We start from the raw sequence: 15,940 nt of genomic DNA on the forward strand, positions 1-15,940 counted from the left end.
TGCCGGCCTGCGGCCTCCCGGATCGTCGCCCTCCGCTGTGCGTCCATAACCAGAGTCTGCTGCTCGCGGGCGCCGTCAACAACGTTTTCTGACGCGGTGGAAGTAACTGCGGAGCCCGCCGCGGCGGTTACGCCGACCGGGCGGTCCGCAGCGACATCGGGTCCCGGTGCACGGCGGCCAGGACCGGCGCGCCGGCCGCGACCGCGAGCGCGTCCGGGCCGAAGGAGCCGGCCCGGACCAGCTGCGCCACCGGCTGCCGGGTCCTGGCGGCCACCTCCTCGTGCAGCACCGACAGCAGCTCCGGCAGGTAGAGGGTGACCGCCTCGGTCAGCACCAGGACGTCCGGGCTGATCATGTCCAGCAGCAGTGCCACCGCCGGGGCGATCAGCCGCAGCCGGGTCCGGCACAGGTCCAGGGCCCGCTCGTCCCCCTGCACCGCCGTGTCCAGCAGCAGCCGCAGTTCGGGGCGCGGGACGATCCCCCCGGCGACGGCGTGCTCCAGCACCGCGCGGTCGGAGACGGTGGCCTGCAGGCACCCGGTCCCGCCGCAGGGGCAGGGGGTGCTGGAGCCCGGCACCGGCAGATGGGCGATGCCGCCCGCGCCGTTGCGCCGTCCCCGCAGCAGCGTGCCGCCGGCGGTGATGGCCGCGTCCACCACATTGCCGACGAAGAGGTGCACCAGGTCGCCGTCCCGGCCCGCCCCGAACAGCAGTTCGGCCTGGGCCAGGGCGCGGGCGTGGCTGTCCACATGGATCGGCAGCCGGGTCGCCGACCGCAGCGCCTGCCGCAGCGGCACGTCGCGCCAGCCGAGCGCGCTGTTCTCGACCAGGATCCCGGACTCCGGATCCACCCAGCCGCCGGTGACCACGCCCAGGCCGAGCACCGAGCGCCCGCCGGCGTGCCGGTGCAGGAAGCCCGGCAGCTTCGCCGCGATGTCCTGCAGCACCGCCGCCGGGGTCAGCCGCCGCGGGGCCTGCTCCTGGGCCACCACCCGTCCGCGCAGGTCGGTGAGCGAGAAGGTCAGCTGCGGGATCGCGATGTGCACCCCGGCGGCCAGGTGGTGCGCGGTGTCGATGTCCAGCGGGATCCGCGGACGTCCCGGCCGGGGCGCGGACGGCGGGTCCCTGGGCTCGTAGACCAGGCCGAGCGCCAGCAGTTCGGCGGCGTGCCGGGAGACGGCCGCCGGGCTGAGGCCGGTCTCCCTGCTGATCGCGGTGCGGGCCAGCGGGCCCCGGCGCAGGGCGGCCCGCAGCACGGCCGCCGCCCCGTCGGGCTGCTCCGGCACGGGCGGCGGTGCGGGGGTGGCGATGAGCGCGAGCGGCATCGGCTTTGTCCTCGGTCGACGGAGTGCGGAGCGGCGAGCGGCTACCGGACGCCGGGACAGGTCGAGGAGGTGGTCATGCGCCGATCGTCGCAAGGCCGTTCGGGACGGTCAATGGACGTGTGTTACGGCGGCATGGCATTCGTGCGAAGCGGTTCGCGGCGCTTTCCCACGGCGGTTTCTCACGGCGGTTTTACAGGGTGGCGGACTACTGTCCGAAGTGCGGCCTCGACCCGACCGTCGGGGCCGACCAATCGTGGGAGCCCCCCGCCCGCTCCGGGCGGGGGGCTCCGTCTCCAGGAGGCCGGTCGCCGCTACCAGATCGCCGGCTTGCGGTGCGCCCACGGGTGCACCCGCTCCAGCTGGGCGGACAGCGAGATCAGGGTGGCCTCGTCGCCGTAGCGACCGCCCAGCATCACCCCGATCGGCAGCCCGGCCTCGTTCCAGTGCAGCGGCAGGCTGACCGAGGGCTGGCCGGTGGCGTTGTAGAGGGCGGCGAACGGGGTGAAGGCGGCGAGGTTGTCGAACTCCTGCGCCGGGTCCGCGTCGTCGCGCAGGGCCCCGACCAGGGCCGGGGGCTGGGCCAGGGTGGGGCTGAGGATCACGTCGAAGTCCTGCTGCAGGGCCGCCACCAGCGACCCGACCACCCGGAAGGCATAGAGGGCGTTGGCGAAGTCGGGGCCCGACACCGACGCCCCGCGGGCCCGCAGGTGCCGGGTCAGCGGCATCAGCAGCGATTCGTCCGGCACCGGCCGCTGCGCCGCCATCACCGCCCACACCTGCTCGAACACCAGCCGCAGGGTGTCGTCGGCCGGGAGCTCCAGCGCCTGCGGGTGGTGGCCCAGCGAGGACAGCAGGTCGGCGGTCTTCTCGGTCGCGGTGACGCAGTCCGGGTGCACGCTGATGCCGGGGACGGTCGGGGCGGTCAGCACCGCGATCCGCAGGCTGGTCGGCTCACGGTCCACCTGGTCCAGGAAGGTCTCCCCGGCCGGCAGCGGGGGAGCGCTGAAGGAGTCGCCCGGCATGGGCCCGGCCAGCACGTCCAGCAGCGCTGCCGCGTCCGCCACGGTGCGGGCCATCGGGCCGTTGGTGCTGAGCCCGCTGATGTCGTAGAGGGTGGGGCCGCTGCTGACCCGGCCCCGGCTGGGCTTGATCCCGAACAGGCCGCAGACCGAGGACGGGATCCGGATCGACCCGCCGCCGTCGCTGCCCTGGGCCAGCGGCGCCAGGCCGGAGGCCACCGCCGCGCCGGCCCCGCCGCTGGAGCCCCCGGCCGAGTAGTCCAGGTCCCAGGGGGTCCTGGCGGGCGGCGCGACCTGGTTCTCGGTGTAGCAGGGCAGTCCGAACTCCGGGGTGTTGGTCTTGCCGAGCAGCACCGTGCCGGCCTGGCGCAGCCGGGTGACGATGTGGTCGTCGGTGTCCGGGACGTACTCGGCGAAGGCGGCCGAGCCCTGGGTGGCGCGCACCCCGGCCACGAAGTTCAGGTCTTTGACCGGCACCGGGACCCCGTGCAGCGGCGACAGCGGCCGGTCCTCGCCCAGCGCCGCCTCGGCCTGCCTGGCCTGCTCCCTGGCGGTCTCCGGGGTGACCGTGACATAGGCGCCGACGGAGGCGTTCAACCGGTCGATCCGGTCCAGGTAGTGGTCGGTCAGCTCGACCGGGGAGAGCTTCCCGGTGCTGATCAACTCACCCTGTTCCAGTGCGGTCAGGTCGTGGAGCTGCGTCATTGCAATTCCCCTCAGGTCGTGGTGGTGTCGATCCTCGCACCGGGGGCGAGGCTGGCACAGGGGGCGTCAGGATGCCGTCAAACTTGCCGCGCGACCCGTGCTGAGCTGGGGGTTCCGGGGCCTCGTTCCCGTACGCTCGTGCCGGGACGAGGAGCGAGGGCTGACATGCGCGGAAGGCTGCGGATCTATCTGGGTGCGGCCCCCGGGGTGGGCAAGACCTGCGCCATGCTCGGCGAGGCCCACCGGCGCCGGCAGCGCGGCGCCGACCTGGTCGTCGGTTATGTCGAGGACCACGGCCGGGAGTACACCGCCGGGCTGGTGTCCGGCCTGGAGGTGCTGCCCAGGCGGACGCTGGAGTACCGCGGCTCCGAGTTCACCGAGCTGGACGTGGACGCCGTGCTGGCCCGCCGCCCGGCCGTGGTCCTGGTCGACGAACTGGCCCACAGCAACGTCCCCGGGTCGCGCAACGCCAAGCGCTGGCAGGACGTCCAGGAACTGCTGGACGCCGGGATCGACGTGATCTCCACCGTCAACATCCAGCACCTGGAGTCACTCTCCGACGTGGTCGAGGGGATCACCGGGGTCCGCCAGCAGGAGACCCTCCCGGACGAGGTGGTCCGCAGGGCCGAGCAGATCGAGCTGGTCGACATGGCCCCCGAGGCGCTGCGGCGCCGGCTCGCCCACGGCAATGTCTACGCCCCGGAGAAGGTCGACGCGGCGCTCTCCAACTACTTCCGCCCCGGCAACCTCACCGCCCTGCGCGAGCTGGCCCTGCTCTGGACCGCCGACCGGGTGGACGAGTACCTGCAGCGCTACCGGGCCGACAACCGGATCAGGGGCACCTGGCAGGCCCGCGAGCGGATCGTGGTCGGCCTCACCGGCGGCCCCGAGGGCCGGACCCTGATCCGCCGGGCCGCCAGGATCGCCGCCAAGGGCTCCGGCAGCGAGATCCTGGCCGTCTACGTCGCCAGGAGCGACGGCCTCACCGGGGCCTCGCCGGAGGAGCTGACCGTGCAGCGGGCCCTGGTCGAGGACCTCGGCGGCAGCTTCCACTCGGTGCTCGGCGACAACGCCGCCGGGTCGCTGCTGGACTTCGCCCGGGGCGTCAACGCCACCCAGATCGTGCTGGGCAGCAGCCGCCGCAAGCCCTGGCAGTGGATCCTCGGCCCCGGCGTCGGCGCCACCGTGGCCCGCGACTCCGCGGACATCGACGTGCACATCGTCACCCATGAGCATGTCGCCAAGGGCCGGGTCCGGCCGATCCGGCGGATCGCCCGGCTCGGGCCCGCCCGTACCGCGGCGGGGTGGCTGCTCGGCGTGGCCGGGCCGCTGCTGCTCACCTGGGTGCTCGGCGGCACCCGCAGCGGCAGCACCGACATGCTGCTCTACCTCGGCCTGACCGTGGCCGCGGCGCTGACCGGCGGGCTGTTCCCGGCGCTGGCCTCGGCGCTGATCGGCTCGGTGCTGATCAACTGGTACTTCACCCCGCCGCTGCACACCCTCACCGTCGCCGACCCGCAGAACATCGTGGCGATCGGGGTCTTCCTGGCGGTGGCGCTCGCGGTCGCCTACGTGGTCGACCTGGCCGCCTCGCGCACCGCCGAGGCGGCCCGCAGCCGGGCCGAGGCGGAGACCCTGAGCTTTCTGGCCGGCAGCGTGCTGAGCGGCGAACAGGCCCTGCCCGCGCTGCTGGAGCGGGTCCGCGAGACCTTCCAGATGGAGTCGGTGGCGCTGCTGGAGCGCAGCGAGGACTTCGGCCCGTGGAACTGCGCCGGAGCGGTCGGCCCGGCCCCGGTGGCCCGTCCCGAGGACGCGGACGTGGACGTCCCGGTCGGCGAGCGGCTGGCGCTGGCGCTGTCGGGACGGGTGCTGCCGGCCGGCGACCGCCGGGTGCTGGGCGCCTTTGCGGCGCAGGCGGCGGTGCTGCTGGACCGGCGCAGGCTGGGCGAGGAGGCCGCCGAGGCCCGGCGGCTGGCCGAGGGCAACCGGATCCGCACCGCGCTGCTGGCGGCGGTCTCGCACGACCTGCGGACCCCGCTGGCGGGCATCAAGGCCTCGGTCTCCTCGCTGCGCGCCGAGGACATCAGCTGGAGCCCGGCGGACGAGGCGGAACTGCTGGCCGGGATCGAGGACGGCGCCGACCGGCTTGACCACCTGATCGGCAACCTGCTGGACATGAGCCGGCTGCAGACCGGCGCCGTGGTCCCGCTGGTCCGCGAGTTCGACCTGGACGAGGTGGTCCCGATGGCCCTGCGCGGGGTCCCGGTCGGCTCGGTGCGGCTGGACGTCCCGGAGCGGCTGCCGATGGTCCAGGGCGATCCCGGGCTGCTGGAACGGGCGCTGGCCAATGTGGTCGAGAACGCCGTGAAGTACCAGGGCGGCGAGCGCAAGGTGCTGGTCTCCGCCAGCCTGCTCCGGCTGCGCGACCAGCCCGAACGGCTGGAGCTGCGGGTCGCCGACCACGGCCCCGGCATCCCGGACGAGGCCAAGGACCGGGTGTTCGAACCGTTCCAGCGCTACGGCGACGCCCCCAGGGGCGCCGGGGTCGGCCTCGGCCTGGCCGTGGCCAGGGGCTTCGTCGAGGCCATGGGCGGCAGCCTGACCGCCGAGGACACCCCCGGCGGCGGCGTCACCATGGTGTTCACCCTTCCCTGCACGCTCTCCCTGACGAAGGACGGTCCCGCATGACCAGGGTCCTGGTGGTCGACGACGAACCGCAGATCGTCCGCGCGCTGGTGATCAACCTGCGGGCGCGCGGCTACGAGGTCGACGCCGCCCACGACGGCGCCTCCGCGCTGGAACTCGCCGCCGCCCGGCACCCGGACGTGGTGCTGCTCGACCTCGGCCTGCCGGACATGGACGGCACCCAGGTGATCAGGGGGCTGCGCGGCTGGACCAAGATCCCGGTGATCGTGCTGTCCGCCCGGCACGCCTCCGACGAGAAGGTCGAGGCCCTGGACGCCGGCGCCGACGACTACGTCACCAAGCCGTTCGGCATGGACGAGCTGCTGGCCCGGCTGCGCGCCGCGGTGCGCAGGGGAGCCCCGGTCGGCAGCGAGCCGGACGAGGCCGTGGTCAGCACCGACACCTTCACCGTCGACCTGGTCGCCAAGCGGGTCCAGCGCGAGGGCGCCGACGTCAGGCTCACCCCCACCGAATGGCACCTGCTGGAGGTGCTGGTCCGCAACGCGGGCCGGCTGGTCAGCCAGAAGCAGCTGCTCCAGGAGGTCTGGGGACCGGCCTACGGCACCGAGACCAACTACCTCCGGGTCTACATGGCGCAGCTCCGCCGCAAGCTGGAGGCCGATCCGGCGAACCCCCGCTACTTCATCACCGAACCCGGTATGGGCTACCGATTCGAACAGCGATTGCCGGGGGTCGGGAGCGGTACCCTTCGGTCATGAGTAGTGGTGACGTCCGCAGTGACCAGCAGCAGGGGGGCCGGTTCCGCCGCATGCTGAACCGCCTGGCGGCGAGCAGCGAGGAACTCCAGGCCGAAGAGCTCCGCCAGGACGCGGTGGAGGCCGGCTGCACCCCCATCGCCTCCTGCCAGGACCGCCAGGAGGTCACCGTGACCGGCACCCTGCGCGCCGTCACCCTGCGGCCGAGGGCCGGCGTGCCGGCGCTGGAGGCCGAGCTCTTCGACGGAACCGACGCCCTGGACGTGGTCTGGCTGGGCCGTCGCTCCATCGTCGGGATAGAGCCGGGCCGCCGCCTGGTCGCCCACGGCCGCATCAGCCACGCGCGGGGCCGCCGGGTGCTCTTCAACCCCCGGTACGAGCTGCGCCCCGTCGGATCGGAGTAGCACCACGTGAGCCACAGTCTCAAGTCGGCCGGGAAGGCTGAGAAGCCCGAGGTCGACACCTCGCTGATCGACGCCTTCGGCGGGGTACGGGGCATGGTCGACATGACCGTCCCCGGTTTCGTCTTCGTGCTGCTCTACACCATCACCAAGGACCTGGCCCTGTCGTCCTGGTCCGCCGTCGGCATCACCGTGCTGCTGGCGCTGATCCGGCTGGCCCGCCGGGAGACGCTGAAGCACGCCTTCGGCGGGGTGCTCGGGGTGGGCATCGGGGCGTTCGTCGCGATGAAGTCCGGCAAGGCCGAGGACTTCTACCTGCCGTCGATGATCTACGGCGTGGTGCTCGGCCTGGTCTACCTGGTCTCGGTGCTGGTGCGCTGGCCGCTGATCGGGATGATGCTCGGCCCGATCCTGGGCGAGAACATGACCTGGCGCACCCAGAACCCGGGCCGGCTGGCCGCCTACACCAAGGCCACCTGGGTCTGGATCGCGCTGTTCGCGCTGCGCGCGGCGATCCTCTTCCCGCTGTACTGGGCCCACAAGGTCACCTGGCTGGGTGTCGCCAAGATCGGCCTGGGCGTCCCGCCGTGGCTGATCGCGATCTACCTGTCCTGGCTGATCCTGTCCAAGGCGCCGCCGCCGATCAAGGTCCTCCAGGAGGAGGAGCCGGCGGAGCCGGAGCTCCCGGTCCCCACCGAGGCCGAGCACCGCTAGACGTGGCACCACCGGACACGGAGCCGGACACGGACGAGGGGCCCGTGACCGTCCTGGTCGCGGGCCCCTCGTCCGTTTGCGTCCGTTCCGGCTACTGCTCGGGCTCGCCGGCCAGCAGGGCCTCCAGCTCGCTCTCGCGCTCGGCCGTCGCCACGAACAGCAGCTCGTCGCCGCCCTCCAGGCTGTCGCTGCCGCTGGGCACCAGCACCCGGCCCTCGCGGATGATGGTGACCAGGGCGGTGTCCTCGGGCCACTGGACGTCGCTGACCCGGGTGCCGACGGCGGTCGCCGTGTCGGACAGGGTGATCTCGACCAGGTTGGCGTCGCCCTGGCTGAAGCGCATCAGCCGGACCACGTCGCCGACGCTCACCGCCTCCTCGACCAGCGCCGACATCAGCCGCGGGGTGGAGACGGCCACGTCCACGCCCCAGGCCTCGTTGAACAGCCACTCGTTGCGCGGGTTGTTCACCCGGGCGACCACCCGCGGCACGCCGTACTCGGTCTTCGCCAGCAGCGAGACCACCAGGTTGACCTTGTCGTCCCCGGTCGCCGCGATGACCACGTTGCAGCGCTGCAGCGCCGCCTCGTCCAGCGCGGTGATCTCGCAGGCGTCCGCCAGCAGCCACTCGGCCTGCGGCACCCGCTCCACCGAGATGGACTTGGGGTTCTTGTCCACGAGGAGCACCTCGTGGCCGTTCTCCAGCAGCTCGCCCGCGATGGATCGTCCCACCGCACCGGCCCCGGCAATGGCTACCCGCATCAGTGTTCCTCCGGGCCCTTCGCGAATACGGCCTCGACGGCCTCGAGGTCGGCGATGCGCATCATCATGTGCACCAGGTCGCCCTCCTGCAGCACGGTCTCCGCGGTGGGCAGGGTGCCCACGCCGAGCCGGCTGATGAAGGCGACGCGTACGTTCGCGGCCTGCTCCAGCCTGGAGAGGCGCAGGCCGATCCAGGCGGGGGCCACCGGGACCTCGGCGAGCTGGACCGCGCCGCTGGGGTCCTGCCAGTTGGGCTCGGCGCCGCTGGGCAGCAGCCGGCGCAGCATCTGGTCGGCGGTCCAGCGGACCGTGGCGACGGTGGAGATGCCCAGGCGCTGGTAGACCTCGGCCCGGCGGGGGTCGTAGATCCGGGCCGCGACGTTCTCGACACCGAAGTTCTCCCGGGCCACCCGGGCCGCGATGATGTTGGAGTTGTCGCCGCTGCTGACCGCGGCGAAGGCTCCGGCCTCTTCGATACCGGCTTCGCGGAGCGTGTCCTGGTCGAATCCCACTCCGGTCACCCGCTGACCGGTGAAGCCCGAACCGAGACGGCGGAACGCCGTGGGGTCCTGGTCGACGACGGCGACCGAGTGACCCTGCTTCTCGAGGGTGCGCGCGAGAGCAGAGCCCACGCGACCGCAACCCATGATGACGATGTGCACGCCCGTCCTTCCGGTGTGATGTCCCGGTTCGAATCCTGGCACCCGTTCGAACGGTGCCCGCACCAGGGTCGCACCCCGGCACGTCGATGACACAACCCCGTTACCCCGGCAGACGGGGGTGCCACACCCGCTGACACCCGGTGAACTCCCAGGGAACGGGGAAGCCCGGGTAAGAGCAGGCGACCCAACTCACACCCGGTCGATATCAATCAGCAACCTTACGGTGTCCGAATGGAGTGCTTCATCCGCCTGCGCCCGGTCATCTTCCTTGGTAATCATGGGGAATCGGCTGATTTTCCTTCGATTGGCCCCTTGCGGATCCTTTGATTCCGGGGTCCCGTTCGGGCCGTGCCGGGAGTGACCGGGCGACGCAGTACGGAGGGGCGTTAAGAGCGCGTCAAACACAGGCTCTACGATCCTCGTCGTGTCCAAACTCACCGACGTGCCCAAGCGGATCCTGATCGGCCGCGCCCTCCAGAGCGACAAGCTGGGTGAGACGCTGCTGCCGAAGCGGATCGCCCTGCCCGTCTTCGCCTCCGACGCACTCTCCTCGGTGGCGTACGCGCCCGAGCAGATCTTCCTGGCGCTGGCTGTCGCCGGTATCACCACCATCCACTTCTCCTGGTGGGTCGGCGGGGTGGTCGCGCTGGTGATGCTGGTGGTCGTGGCGTCGTACCGGCAGAACGTGCACGCCTACCCCAGCGGCGGCGGCGACTACGAGGTCGCCACGGTCAACCTGGGCGGCAACGCCGGGCTCACCGTGGCGGCGGCGCTGATGGTGGACTACGTGCTCACCGTCGCGGTGTCCACCACCTCGGGTGTCGCCAACGTGGTCTCGGCGGTGCCCTCGCTGCACGGGCACGAGACGGTCATCTCGGTGGCCCTGGTGATCGTCCTGATGGGGATGAACCTGCGCGGGGTCCGCGAGTCGGGCTCGGCCTTCGCCGTCCCCACCTACGGGTTCATGATCGGCATTTTCAGCCTGATGGGCTACGCGGCGATCCGGCACTACGGCTTCGGCACCGACATGCACGCGGCCAGCTACAAGTTCAACCTGGTCGCCGCGCCCGGGCACACCGACGTCGCCGGGATCGCGCTGGTGTTCCTGCTGCTCAAGACCTTCTCCTCGGGCTGTGCCGCGCTCACCGGGGTCGAGGCGATCAGCAACGGCGTCCCGGCCTTCCAGAAGCCCAAGAGCAAGAACGCCGCCACCACGCTGCTGATGATGGCGCTGATCGCGGTGGTGATGCTGGTCGGCATCATCTGGATGGGCAACCTGACCGGGCTGAAGATGTCCGAGAACACCAGCCAGCTGCTCGGCGCACCCGCCAACTACCACCAGAAGACCGCGCTGGCGCAGATCAGCGCCGCCGTCTTCAGCAACTTCACCCCGGGCTTCTACTTCATCGCCGCGGCCACCGGCCTGATCCTGGTGCTGGCCGCCAACACCGCCTTCAACGGCTTCCCGGTGCTCGGCTCGATCCTGGCCCAGGACCGCTACCTGCCGCGCCAGCTGCACACCCGCGGCGACCGGCTGGCGTTCTCCAACGGCATCATCATGCTGGCCGGCGTCGCCATCGTCTTCATCATCGGCTACGGGGCCGACCCCAACCGGCTGATCCAGCTCTACATCATCGGCGTCTTCGTCTCCTTCAACATGAGCCAGACCGGCATGATCCGGCACTGGACCCGGCTGCTGAAGACCGAGACCGACCCGGCGGTGCGCCGCCGGATGATGCGCAGCCGGGTGATCAACAGCATCGGCCTGTGCATGACCGCCTGTGTGCTGGTGGTGGTGCTGGCCACCAAGTTCATGTCAGGCGCCTGGATGTCCTGCCTGCTGATGGTGGTCTTCTTCATCATGATGAAGGCGATCAGGAAGCACTACGACCGGGTCTCCGCCGAGCTGGTCGCCGCCGAGGAGCGTCCGGACGAGGACCTGCTGCCGTCCAAGGTCCACTCCGTGGTGCTGGTCTCCAAGCTGCACAAGCCCACCCTGCGCGCCCTGGCCTACGCCAAGCTCTCCCGCTCCGCGCACACCTCCACGCTGGAGGCGCTCACCGTCGACGTGGACCCGGCCGACACCGCCGCGCTGAAGGCGGACTGGGAGCGGAGGGGCATCGAGATCCCGCTGAAGGTGCTGCACTCGCCCTACCGCGAGGTCACCCGCCCGGTGGTGGACTACGTCCGGCAGCTGCGCAAGGACAGCCCGCGCGCGGTGGTCACCGTCTACATCCCGGAGTACGTGGTCGGGCACTGGTACGAGCAGCTGCTGCACAACCAGAGCGCGCTGCGGCTCAAGGGGCGGCTGCTGTTCACGCCTGGAGTCATGGTGACCTCGGTACCCTGGCAGCTGGAGTCCTCCGAGCGCCGCCGCAAGCCGGTCGAGTGGAACGCCCCCGGGCAGATCCGCCGTGGAGACCTCCGCCGTGTGCAGAAGCGCACGGCCGCCCCGGAGCAGGGCGGCACCGCGACCGAAAGCAAGGACAGCAAAGCGTGACACCCCCCGGCAGTACCCCCGTCGACACCGAAGCCCCCTCCCTGGTCGGGCAGCGGTACGAGGTCGAGGTGGGCCCGGTCGCCCACGGCGGCCACTGCGTGGCCCGGCACGAGGGCCGGGTGCTGTTCGTCCGGCACGCGCTGCCCGGTGAGCGGGTCGTCGCCGAGGTGACCGACGGCACCGGGTCCTCGCGCTTCCTGCGCGCCGACGCGGTGGAGGTGCTGCAGCCCTCCAAGGACCGGGTGCAGCCGCCGTGCCGGTTCTCCGGTCCGGGGAAGTGCGGCGGCTGCGACTGGCAGCACGCCACGCCCGGCGCGCAGCGCAAGCTCAAGGTGCAGGTGCTGACCGAGCAGCTGCGCCAGCTGGCCAAGCTCAGCCCGGCCGAGGCGGCCTGGGACGGCAGTGTGGAGCCGGTCGGCGGCAAGCTGCCCGCGGGCACCGTCCCGCGCTGGCGGACCCGGGTGCAGTACGCGGTGGACCCGATGACCGGGGAGCCCGGGCTGCGCCGGCACCGCTCGCACGACGTGCAGCGGATCGACGGCTGCCTGATCGCCGCGCCCGGCGTGGCCGAGCTGGGCGTGGAGACCCGCGACTGGGACGGCATGGCCACGGTCGAGGCGATCGCCTCCAGCGGCTCCTCCGACCGCCAGGTGATCCTGACCCCGCGCGGGGACTCCCGGCTGCCGATCGTGGAGCTGGACCGGCCGGTCTCGGTGATGCGGATCGACGGCCACGGCGGCCTGCACAAGGTGCACGGACGCTCCTTCGTCCGCGAGCGCGCGGCCGGCCGCACCTGGCGGGTCAGCGACGGCGGCTTCTGGCAGATCCACCCCGAGGCCCCGGACCTGCTGGTCTCGGCGGTGCTCGAGGGCCTGGACCCGCAGGAGGGCGAGAACGCGCTGGACCTGTACTGCGGGGTCGGCCTGTTCGCCGGGGCGCTGGCGGACCAGCTGGGCGAGGACGGCGCGGTGCTCGGCATCGAGTCCTCCAAGCAGTCGGTGGCGGACGCCCGGCACAACCTCTCCGACCTGATCGGCGACGGCCGGGTGCGGATCGAGTGCGACAAGGTCGAGCGGCTGCTGCCGCGCACCGGGATCACCGAGACCGATCTGGTGGTGCTCGACCCGCCGCGCGCCGGCGCGGGCCGGGAGACCGTGCGCCATCTGGCCGGGCTCAGCCCGCGCCGGATCGCCTATGTGGCCTGCGACCCGGCCGCACTGGCCCGTGACCTGGCCTTCTTCGCCGACGCCGGCTACCGCCCGATCAGCCTGCGGGCCTTCGACCTGTTCCCGATGACGCAGCACTTCGAGTGCGTGGCGATCCTGGAGCCGATGGGGCTTGCGCGCTAGCGGAATCGCGCTAGCTTGGAAGTATGACGAAGAAGCAGCTGAACGTCAGGGTGGACGCCACCACGGCGGAGATAGCCCGCGCCAGGGCGGAACAGGAGGGGATCAGCATGAACCAGTACATCGAGAAGCTGGTCCAGCAGGACATGGGCGAGACCGGCCGGTCCTTCGTGGACGCGGCGGCGCAGTTCATGAAGGAGTACGAGGCAGCCTTCCTCGCCGAGTTCGGCGAGCACGAGGCGGCGGGCCAGCGCCGTTGAACGTTGAGATCGACCTGTCCTGGCTGCTCATGGTCGCCGAGCAGTACACCCCTGGCGACCCCAGGGTCACCGACTACGGCTCGCTGGTCGCGGCGGTGACCCGGCACCAGGCCCAGATCTTCGACGTGCTGGTCTACCCCGAGCCCGAGGACCGGGCGGCGGCGCTGATGCACCAGCTGATCCGGGTGCCCGCGCTGGAACGCAACAACGAGCTGTTCGCCACCGCCGTCGCCTTCGCCTACCTGGTCTCCGGCGGCGCCAACGTGGCCACCAGCACCCGGGAGATGCGCAGCCTGGCCCGGGCCCTGCGCGAGGGCAGGATCGGCGTCGAGGCCGCGGCCGAGCGGCTGGCCGGCTGGATCGTCGACCAGCTCCCCGACGGCGAGGACGAGGACGGCGGCGACGGCGGGCCCGGCGGCGCGGAGGACGAGGAATCGTAGCGGTGCTGCAGGACATCGTGGAGTACCTCGCCTGCCCGCACTGCGGCCTCGGTCTGACGACCGCTCAGGACGGTCGCGCGCTGCGCTGCGCGACCAGGCACAGCTTCGACGTCGCCCGGCAGGGCTATGCCAGCCTGCTGCCCGGTGACGCGCACACCGGCACCGGCGACACCGCCGCCATGGTCGCCGCCCGCGAGGCCTTCCTCGGCGCGGGCCACTACGCGCCGATCGTCGCCGCGCTGGCCGCCGCCGCCCCGGCCGGTGCCGGTGCCGACTGCGTGGTCGACCTCGGTGCGGGCACCGGCCACTACCTGGCCGCGGTGCTGGACGCGCTGCCGAAGGCGCACGGCATCGCCCTGGACATCTCCAAGTTCGCGCTGCGCCGCGCCGCCCGGGCCCACCCCCGGGCCGGGGCCGTGGTCTGCGACGCCTGGCGCCCGCTGCCGCTCCGGGACGGGGCCGCCGACCTGGTGCTGAACGTCTTCGCCCCGCGCAACGGACCCGAGATCCGACGGGTGCTCAGGCCGGGCGGCACCCTGCTGGTGGTCTCCCCGACGCCCCGTCACCTGGCCGAACTGGTCGGCGACCTCGGCCTGCTCGGGGTGGACGACCGCAAGGAGCAGCGGCTGGCCGCGACGCTCGGCCCGTACCTGGAGTCCGCCGGGAGCAGCGAGCACAGCTTCCCGATGCTGCTGGACCACGCGGCGGTGCGGACCGTGGTCGGAATGGGCCCCAGCGCCTGGCACACCGATCCGGACGCGCTGGCGGAGCGGATGGCCGCGCTGCCCGACCCGGTGCCGGTGACCGCGTCGGTCACCCTGACCGCCTTCACTCGTTGACCGGGGTGTGAGCTCACCGCCCTTACGCCGTGCCACCGTCAGCGAACTGCGCCTGGTGGCGTTCAAGTCCCACGTCGGCACCGTGCTGCCGCTGGCCCCGGTCACCCTGCTCCGGGGCGCCTCGGGCACCGGGAAGTCCAATGTGCTGGACGGGCTCGCGGTGCTGTCCGGGCTGGCCGGCGGGGCCGAGCTGGCCGAGGCGTCGGCGGGGGTGCGCGGCGGCCTGGCCGGCTGCGTCCCGTACGGCAGGCAGGGGTTCAGGATCGGCTGCACGGTGGAGACCCCGCAGGGCGCGACGGTGCGGCTGGAGGTGGCGGTACGGACCGACGGCGGAGCACGGATCGTCGCCGAACGGATCACCGAGAGCCGCGGCGGGGAACCGGAGCAGGTGCTGCTCTCCACCGGCGCGGAGGACCGGGTCCGCGGCCGGTTGAACGCCGCCTGGCACAGCGACGGCCGCCAGGGCGACATCCGGGCGCCGCTGGCCTCCGGCAGCCTGCTGGCCGCGCAGCTGCCGCTGCGGATCGCCGGGGCCACCGCCGGTGAGCGGCGGGTGCTCGCGGCCGTCGAGGGGCTGCTCACCGCGCTGCGCGAGGTCTTCCCGGTGGACCCGGTGCCGGCCCTGATGCGCGGCTGGGTGCCGGTCGGGGACGACGCCAGGCTGCGCAGCACCGGGGAGAACCTGTCGGCCGTGCTGGCCAGGATCCAGGGGGAGTGCCGGATCCGCTACGGCCGCCTGGTGCAGGCGGTGCGGGCGGCGAGCCCGTACCCGGTCCGGGATCTGGGGGTGCTCCGCGGGCGCGGCGACGACGGCGTGGAACGGGTGGTCGCCGCCCTCTGGGAGACCGAGCAGGGCTGCACCGGAGCGGCGCTGATGAGTGGCGGGCTGCTCCGGATGCTCGCCTTCGCCACGGTGCTGCTGACCGGTCCCGGCGTGCTGCAGATGGAGTCGGCCGAGGTCCCGGACGCGGAGCGGCTGCTCACGGTGCTGGCCGAGGACCTGGACCCGGGGCTGCTCGGCCTGGCGGTGGAGGTGGCGGCCCGCGGGCACGTCCGGGTGCTGGCGACGGCACCGGCGGGCGGCGCGGGCGGCAGCGGGGGCGTGCCGGAGGGGGTGCGGGTGGTCGGCTGCCGCCGGGACCCGGCCACCGGGTCCAGCGTTCTCGGCCTTCCCGGCGTTTTCAAGGTTCCCGAGCACGGCAGAATGGGCGGATGAGCACTGATCAGCACCTCGATGTGCCCGGGCTGCAACAGCGGCTGCGCGAGTTCGCGGCGGCCCGGGACTGGGGGCAGTACCACACGCCCAAGAACCTGGTGGCGGCGCTGAGCGTGGAGGCGTCCGAACTGCTGGAGATCTTCCAGTGGCTGACGCCGGAACAGGCGGCGGCGGTGATGGAGGAGCCGGCCCGGGCACACCGGGTGGAGGACGAGGTGGCCGACGTCCTGGCCTATCTGCTGCAGTTCTGCTCGGTGCTGGGGGTGGATCCGCTGGCGGCGCTGGCGGCCAAGATCGAACGCAATGAGCACCGCTTCCCGGCGGGCGCGACCCCGCCCCTGGACGGCGTCTGA

15 protein-coding genes are annotated in these 15,940 nt (G+C 72.5%); 11 read left to right on the forward strand and 4 right to left on the reverse strand.

Features of this window, described 5'->3' with window-relative positions; all coding sequences use genetic code 11:
• Positions 1–127: 127 nt before the first annotated feature.
• Positions 128–1,324, reverse strand: coding sequence for an ROK family transcriptional regulator (locus ACEZDG_RS33810; RefSeq protein WP_380517498.1), 1,197 nt, complete (start codon positions 1,322–1,324; stop codon positions 128–130).
• 311 nt (positions 1,325–1,635) lie between these two features.
• Complete coding sequence (locus ACEZDG_RS33815; protein WP_380517501.1) at positions 1,636–3,048, reverse strand: amidase; 1,413 nt, start codon at positions 3,046–3,048, stop codon at positions 1,636–1,638.
• Between the two features lie 165 nt (positions 3,049–3,213).
• Between ACEZDG_RS33815 and ACEZDG_RS33820 the strand changes: the two genes are divergently transcribed.
• Genes ACEZDG_RS33820 through ACEZDG_RS33835 form a run of 4 tightly spaced genes read left to right on the forward strand, consistent with a single transcriptional unit; the run spans position 3,214 to position 7,564 of the window.
• The gene (locus ACEZDG_RS33820; RefSeq protein ID WP_380517504.1) at positions 3,214–5,736 is read left to right on the forward strand and encodes an ATP-binding protein; all 2,523 of its coding nucleotides are present in this window, start codon (positions 3,214–3,216) and stop codon (positions 5,734–5,736) included.
• Positions 5,733–6,452, forward strand: a complete 720-nt coding sequence (locus ACEZDG_RS33825) for a response regulator (RefSeq protein ID WP_380517507.1) — start codon at positions 5,733–5,735, stop codon at positions 6,450–6,452. Before ACEZDG_RS33820 ends, ACEZDG_RS33825 begins: the two co-directional genes overlap by 4 nt.
• Positions 6,449–6,853 carry an OB-fold nucleic acid binding domain-containing protein gene (locus ACEZDG_RS33830; protein WP_380517510.1) on the forward strand — a complete coding sequence of 135 codons (405 nt, stop codon included), beginning with the start codon at positions 6,449–6,451 and terminating at the stop codon, positions 6,851–6,853. Before ACEZDG_RS33825 ends, ACEZDG_RS33830 begins: the two co-directional genes overlap by 4 nt.
• Before the next feature lie 6 nt (positions 6,854–6,859).
• Positions 6,860–7,564, forward strand: a complete 705-nt coding sequence (locus ACEZDG_RS33835) for a DUF3159 domain-containing protein (RefSeq protein ID WP_380517513.1) — start codon at positions 6,860–6,862, stop codon at positions 7,562–7,564.
• A gap of 91 nt (positions 7,565–7,655) precedes the next feature.
• On the opposite strand, the gene ACEZDG_RS33840 is transcribed toward ACEZDG_RS33835, so the two are convergent.
• Positions 7,656–8,324 (reverse strand): potassium channel family protein, encoded by a 669-nt coding sequence (locus tag ACEZDG_RS33840; protein ID WP_380517516.1) that lies wholly within the window; start codon positions 8,322–8,324, stop codon positions 7,656–7,658.
• Entirely contained in the window at positions 8,324–8,986 is a 663-nt protein-coding gene (locus ACEZDG_RS33845; protein WP_380517517.1) for a potassium channel family protein, read from the reverse strand. Before ACEZDG_RS33845 ends, ACEZDG_RS33840 begins: the two co-directional genes overlap by 1 nt.
• Before the next feature lie 424 nt (positions 8,987–9,410).
• Between ACEZDG_RS33845 and ACEZDG_RS33850 the strand changes: the two genes are divergently transcribed.
• The 7 genes from ACEZDG_RS33850 to ACEZDG_RS33880 are packed head-to-tail and all read left to right on the forward strand — an operon-like array spanning position 9,411 to position 15,940.
• Positions 9,411–11,486 (forward strand): APC family permease, encoded by a 2,076-nt coding sequence (locus tag ACEZDG_RS33850; protein WP_380517520.1) that lies wholly within the window; start codon positions 9,411–9,413, stop codon positions 11,484–11,486.
• On the forward strand, positions 11,483–12,835 hold the full coding sequence (locus ACEZDG_RS33855) for a class I SAM-dependent RNA methyltransferase (RefSeq protein ID WP_380517523.1): 1,353 nt from the start codon (positions 11,483–11,485) through the stop codon (positions 12,833–12,835). The genes ACEZDG_RS33850 and ACEZDG_RS33855 overlap by 4 nt, the downstream gene beginning before the upstream one ends.
• A gap of 23 nt (positions 12,836–12,858) precedes the next feature.
• Positions 12,859–13,092 carry a toxin-antitoxin system HicB family antitoxin gene (locus ACEZDG_RS33860; RefSeq protein ID WP_380517526.1) on the forward strand — a complete coding sequence of 78 codons (234 nt, stop codon included), beginning with the start codon at positions 12,859–12,861 and terminating at the stop codon, positions 13,090–13,092.
• Positions 13,089–13,532 (forward strand): fic family toxin-antitoxin system, toxin component, encoded by a 444-nt coding sequence (locus tag ACEZDG_RS33865; RefSeq protein ID WP_380517529.1) that lies wholly within the window; start codon positions 13,089–13,091, stop codon positions 13,530–13,532. The genes ACEZDG_RS33860 and ACEZDG_RS33865 overlap by 4 nt, the downstream gene beginning before the upstream one ends.
• 2 nt (positions 13,533–13,534) lie before the next feature.
• The gene (locus ACEZDG_RS33870; protein ID WP_380517532.1) at positions 13,535–14,371 is read left to right on the forward strand and encodes a methyltransferase domain-containing protein; all 837 of its coding nucleotides are present in this window, start codon (positions 13,535–13,537) and stop codon (positions 14,369–14,371) included.
• A gap of 7 nt (positions 14,372–14,378) precedes the next feature.
• A complete protein-coding gene (locus ACEZDG_RS33875) occupies positions 14,379–15,587 on the forward strand; it encodes an AAA family ATPase (protein WP_380517535.1) in 1,209 nt (402 codons plus the stop codon).
• Complete coding sequence (locus tag ACEZDG_RS33880) at positions 15,584–15,940, forward strand: nucleotide pyrophosphohydrolase (RefSeq protein ID WP_380517538.1); 357 nt, start codon at positions 15,584–15,586, stop codon at positions 15,938–15,940. The genes ACEZDG_RS33875 and ACEZDG_RS33880 overlap by 4 nt, the downstream gene beginning before the upstream one ends.

The sequence above is a fragment of the Streptacidiphilus alkalitolerans genome, assembly GCF_042511045.1.
Taxonomy (GTDB): Bacteria; Actinomycetota; Actinomycetes; order Streptomycetales; family Streptomycetaceae; genus Streptacidiphilus; species Streptacidiphilus alkalitolerans.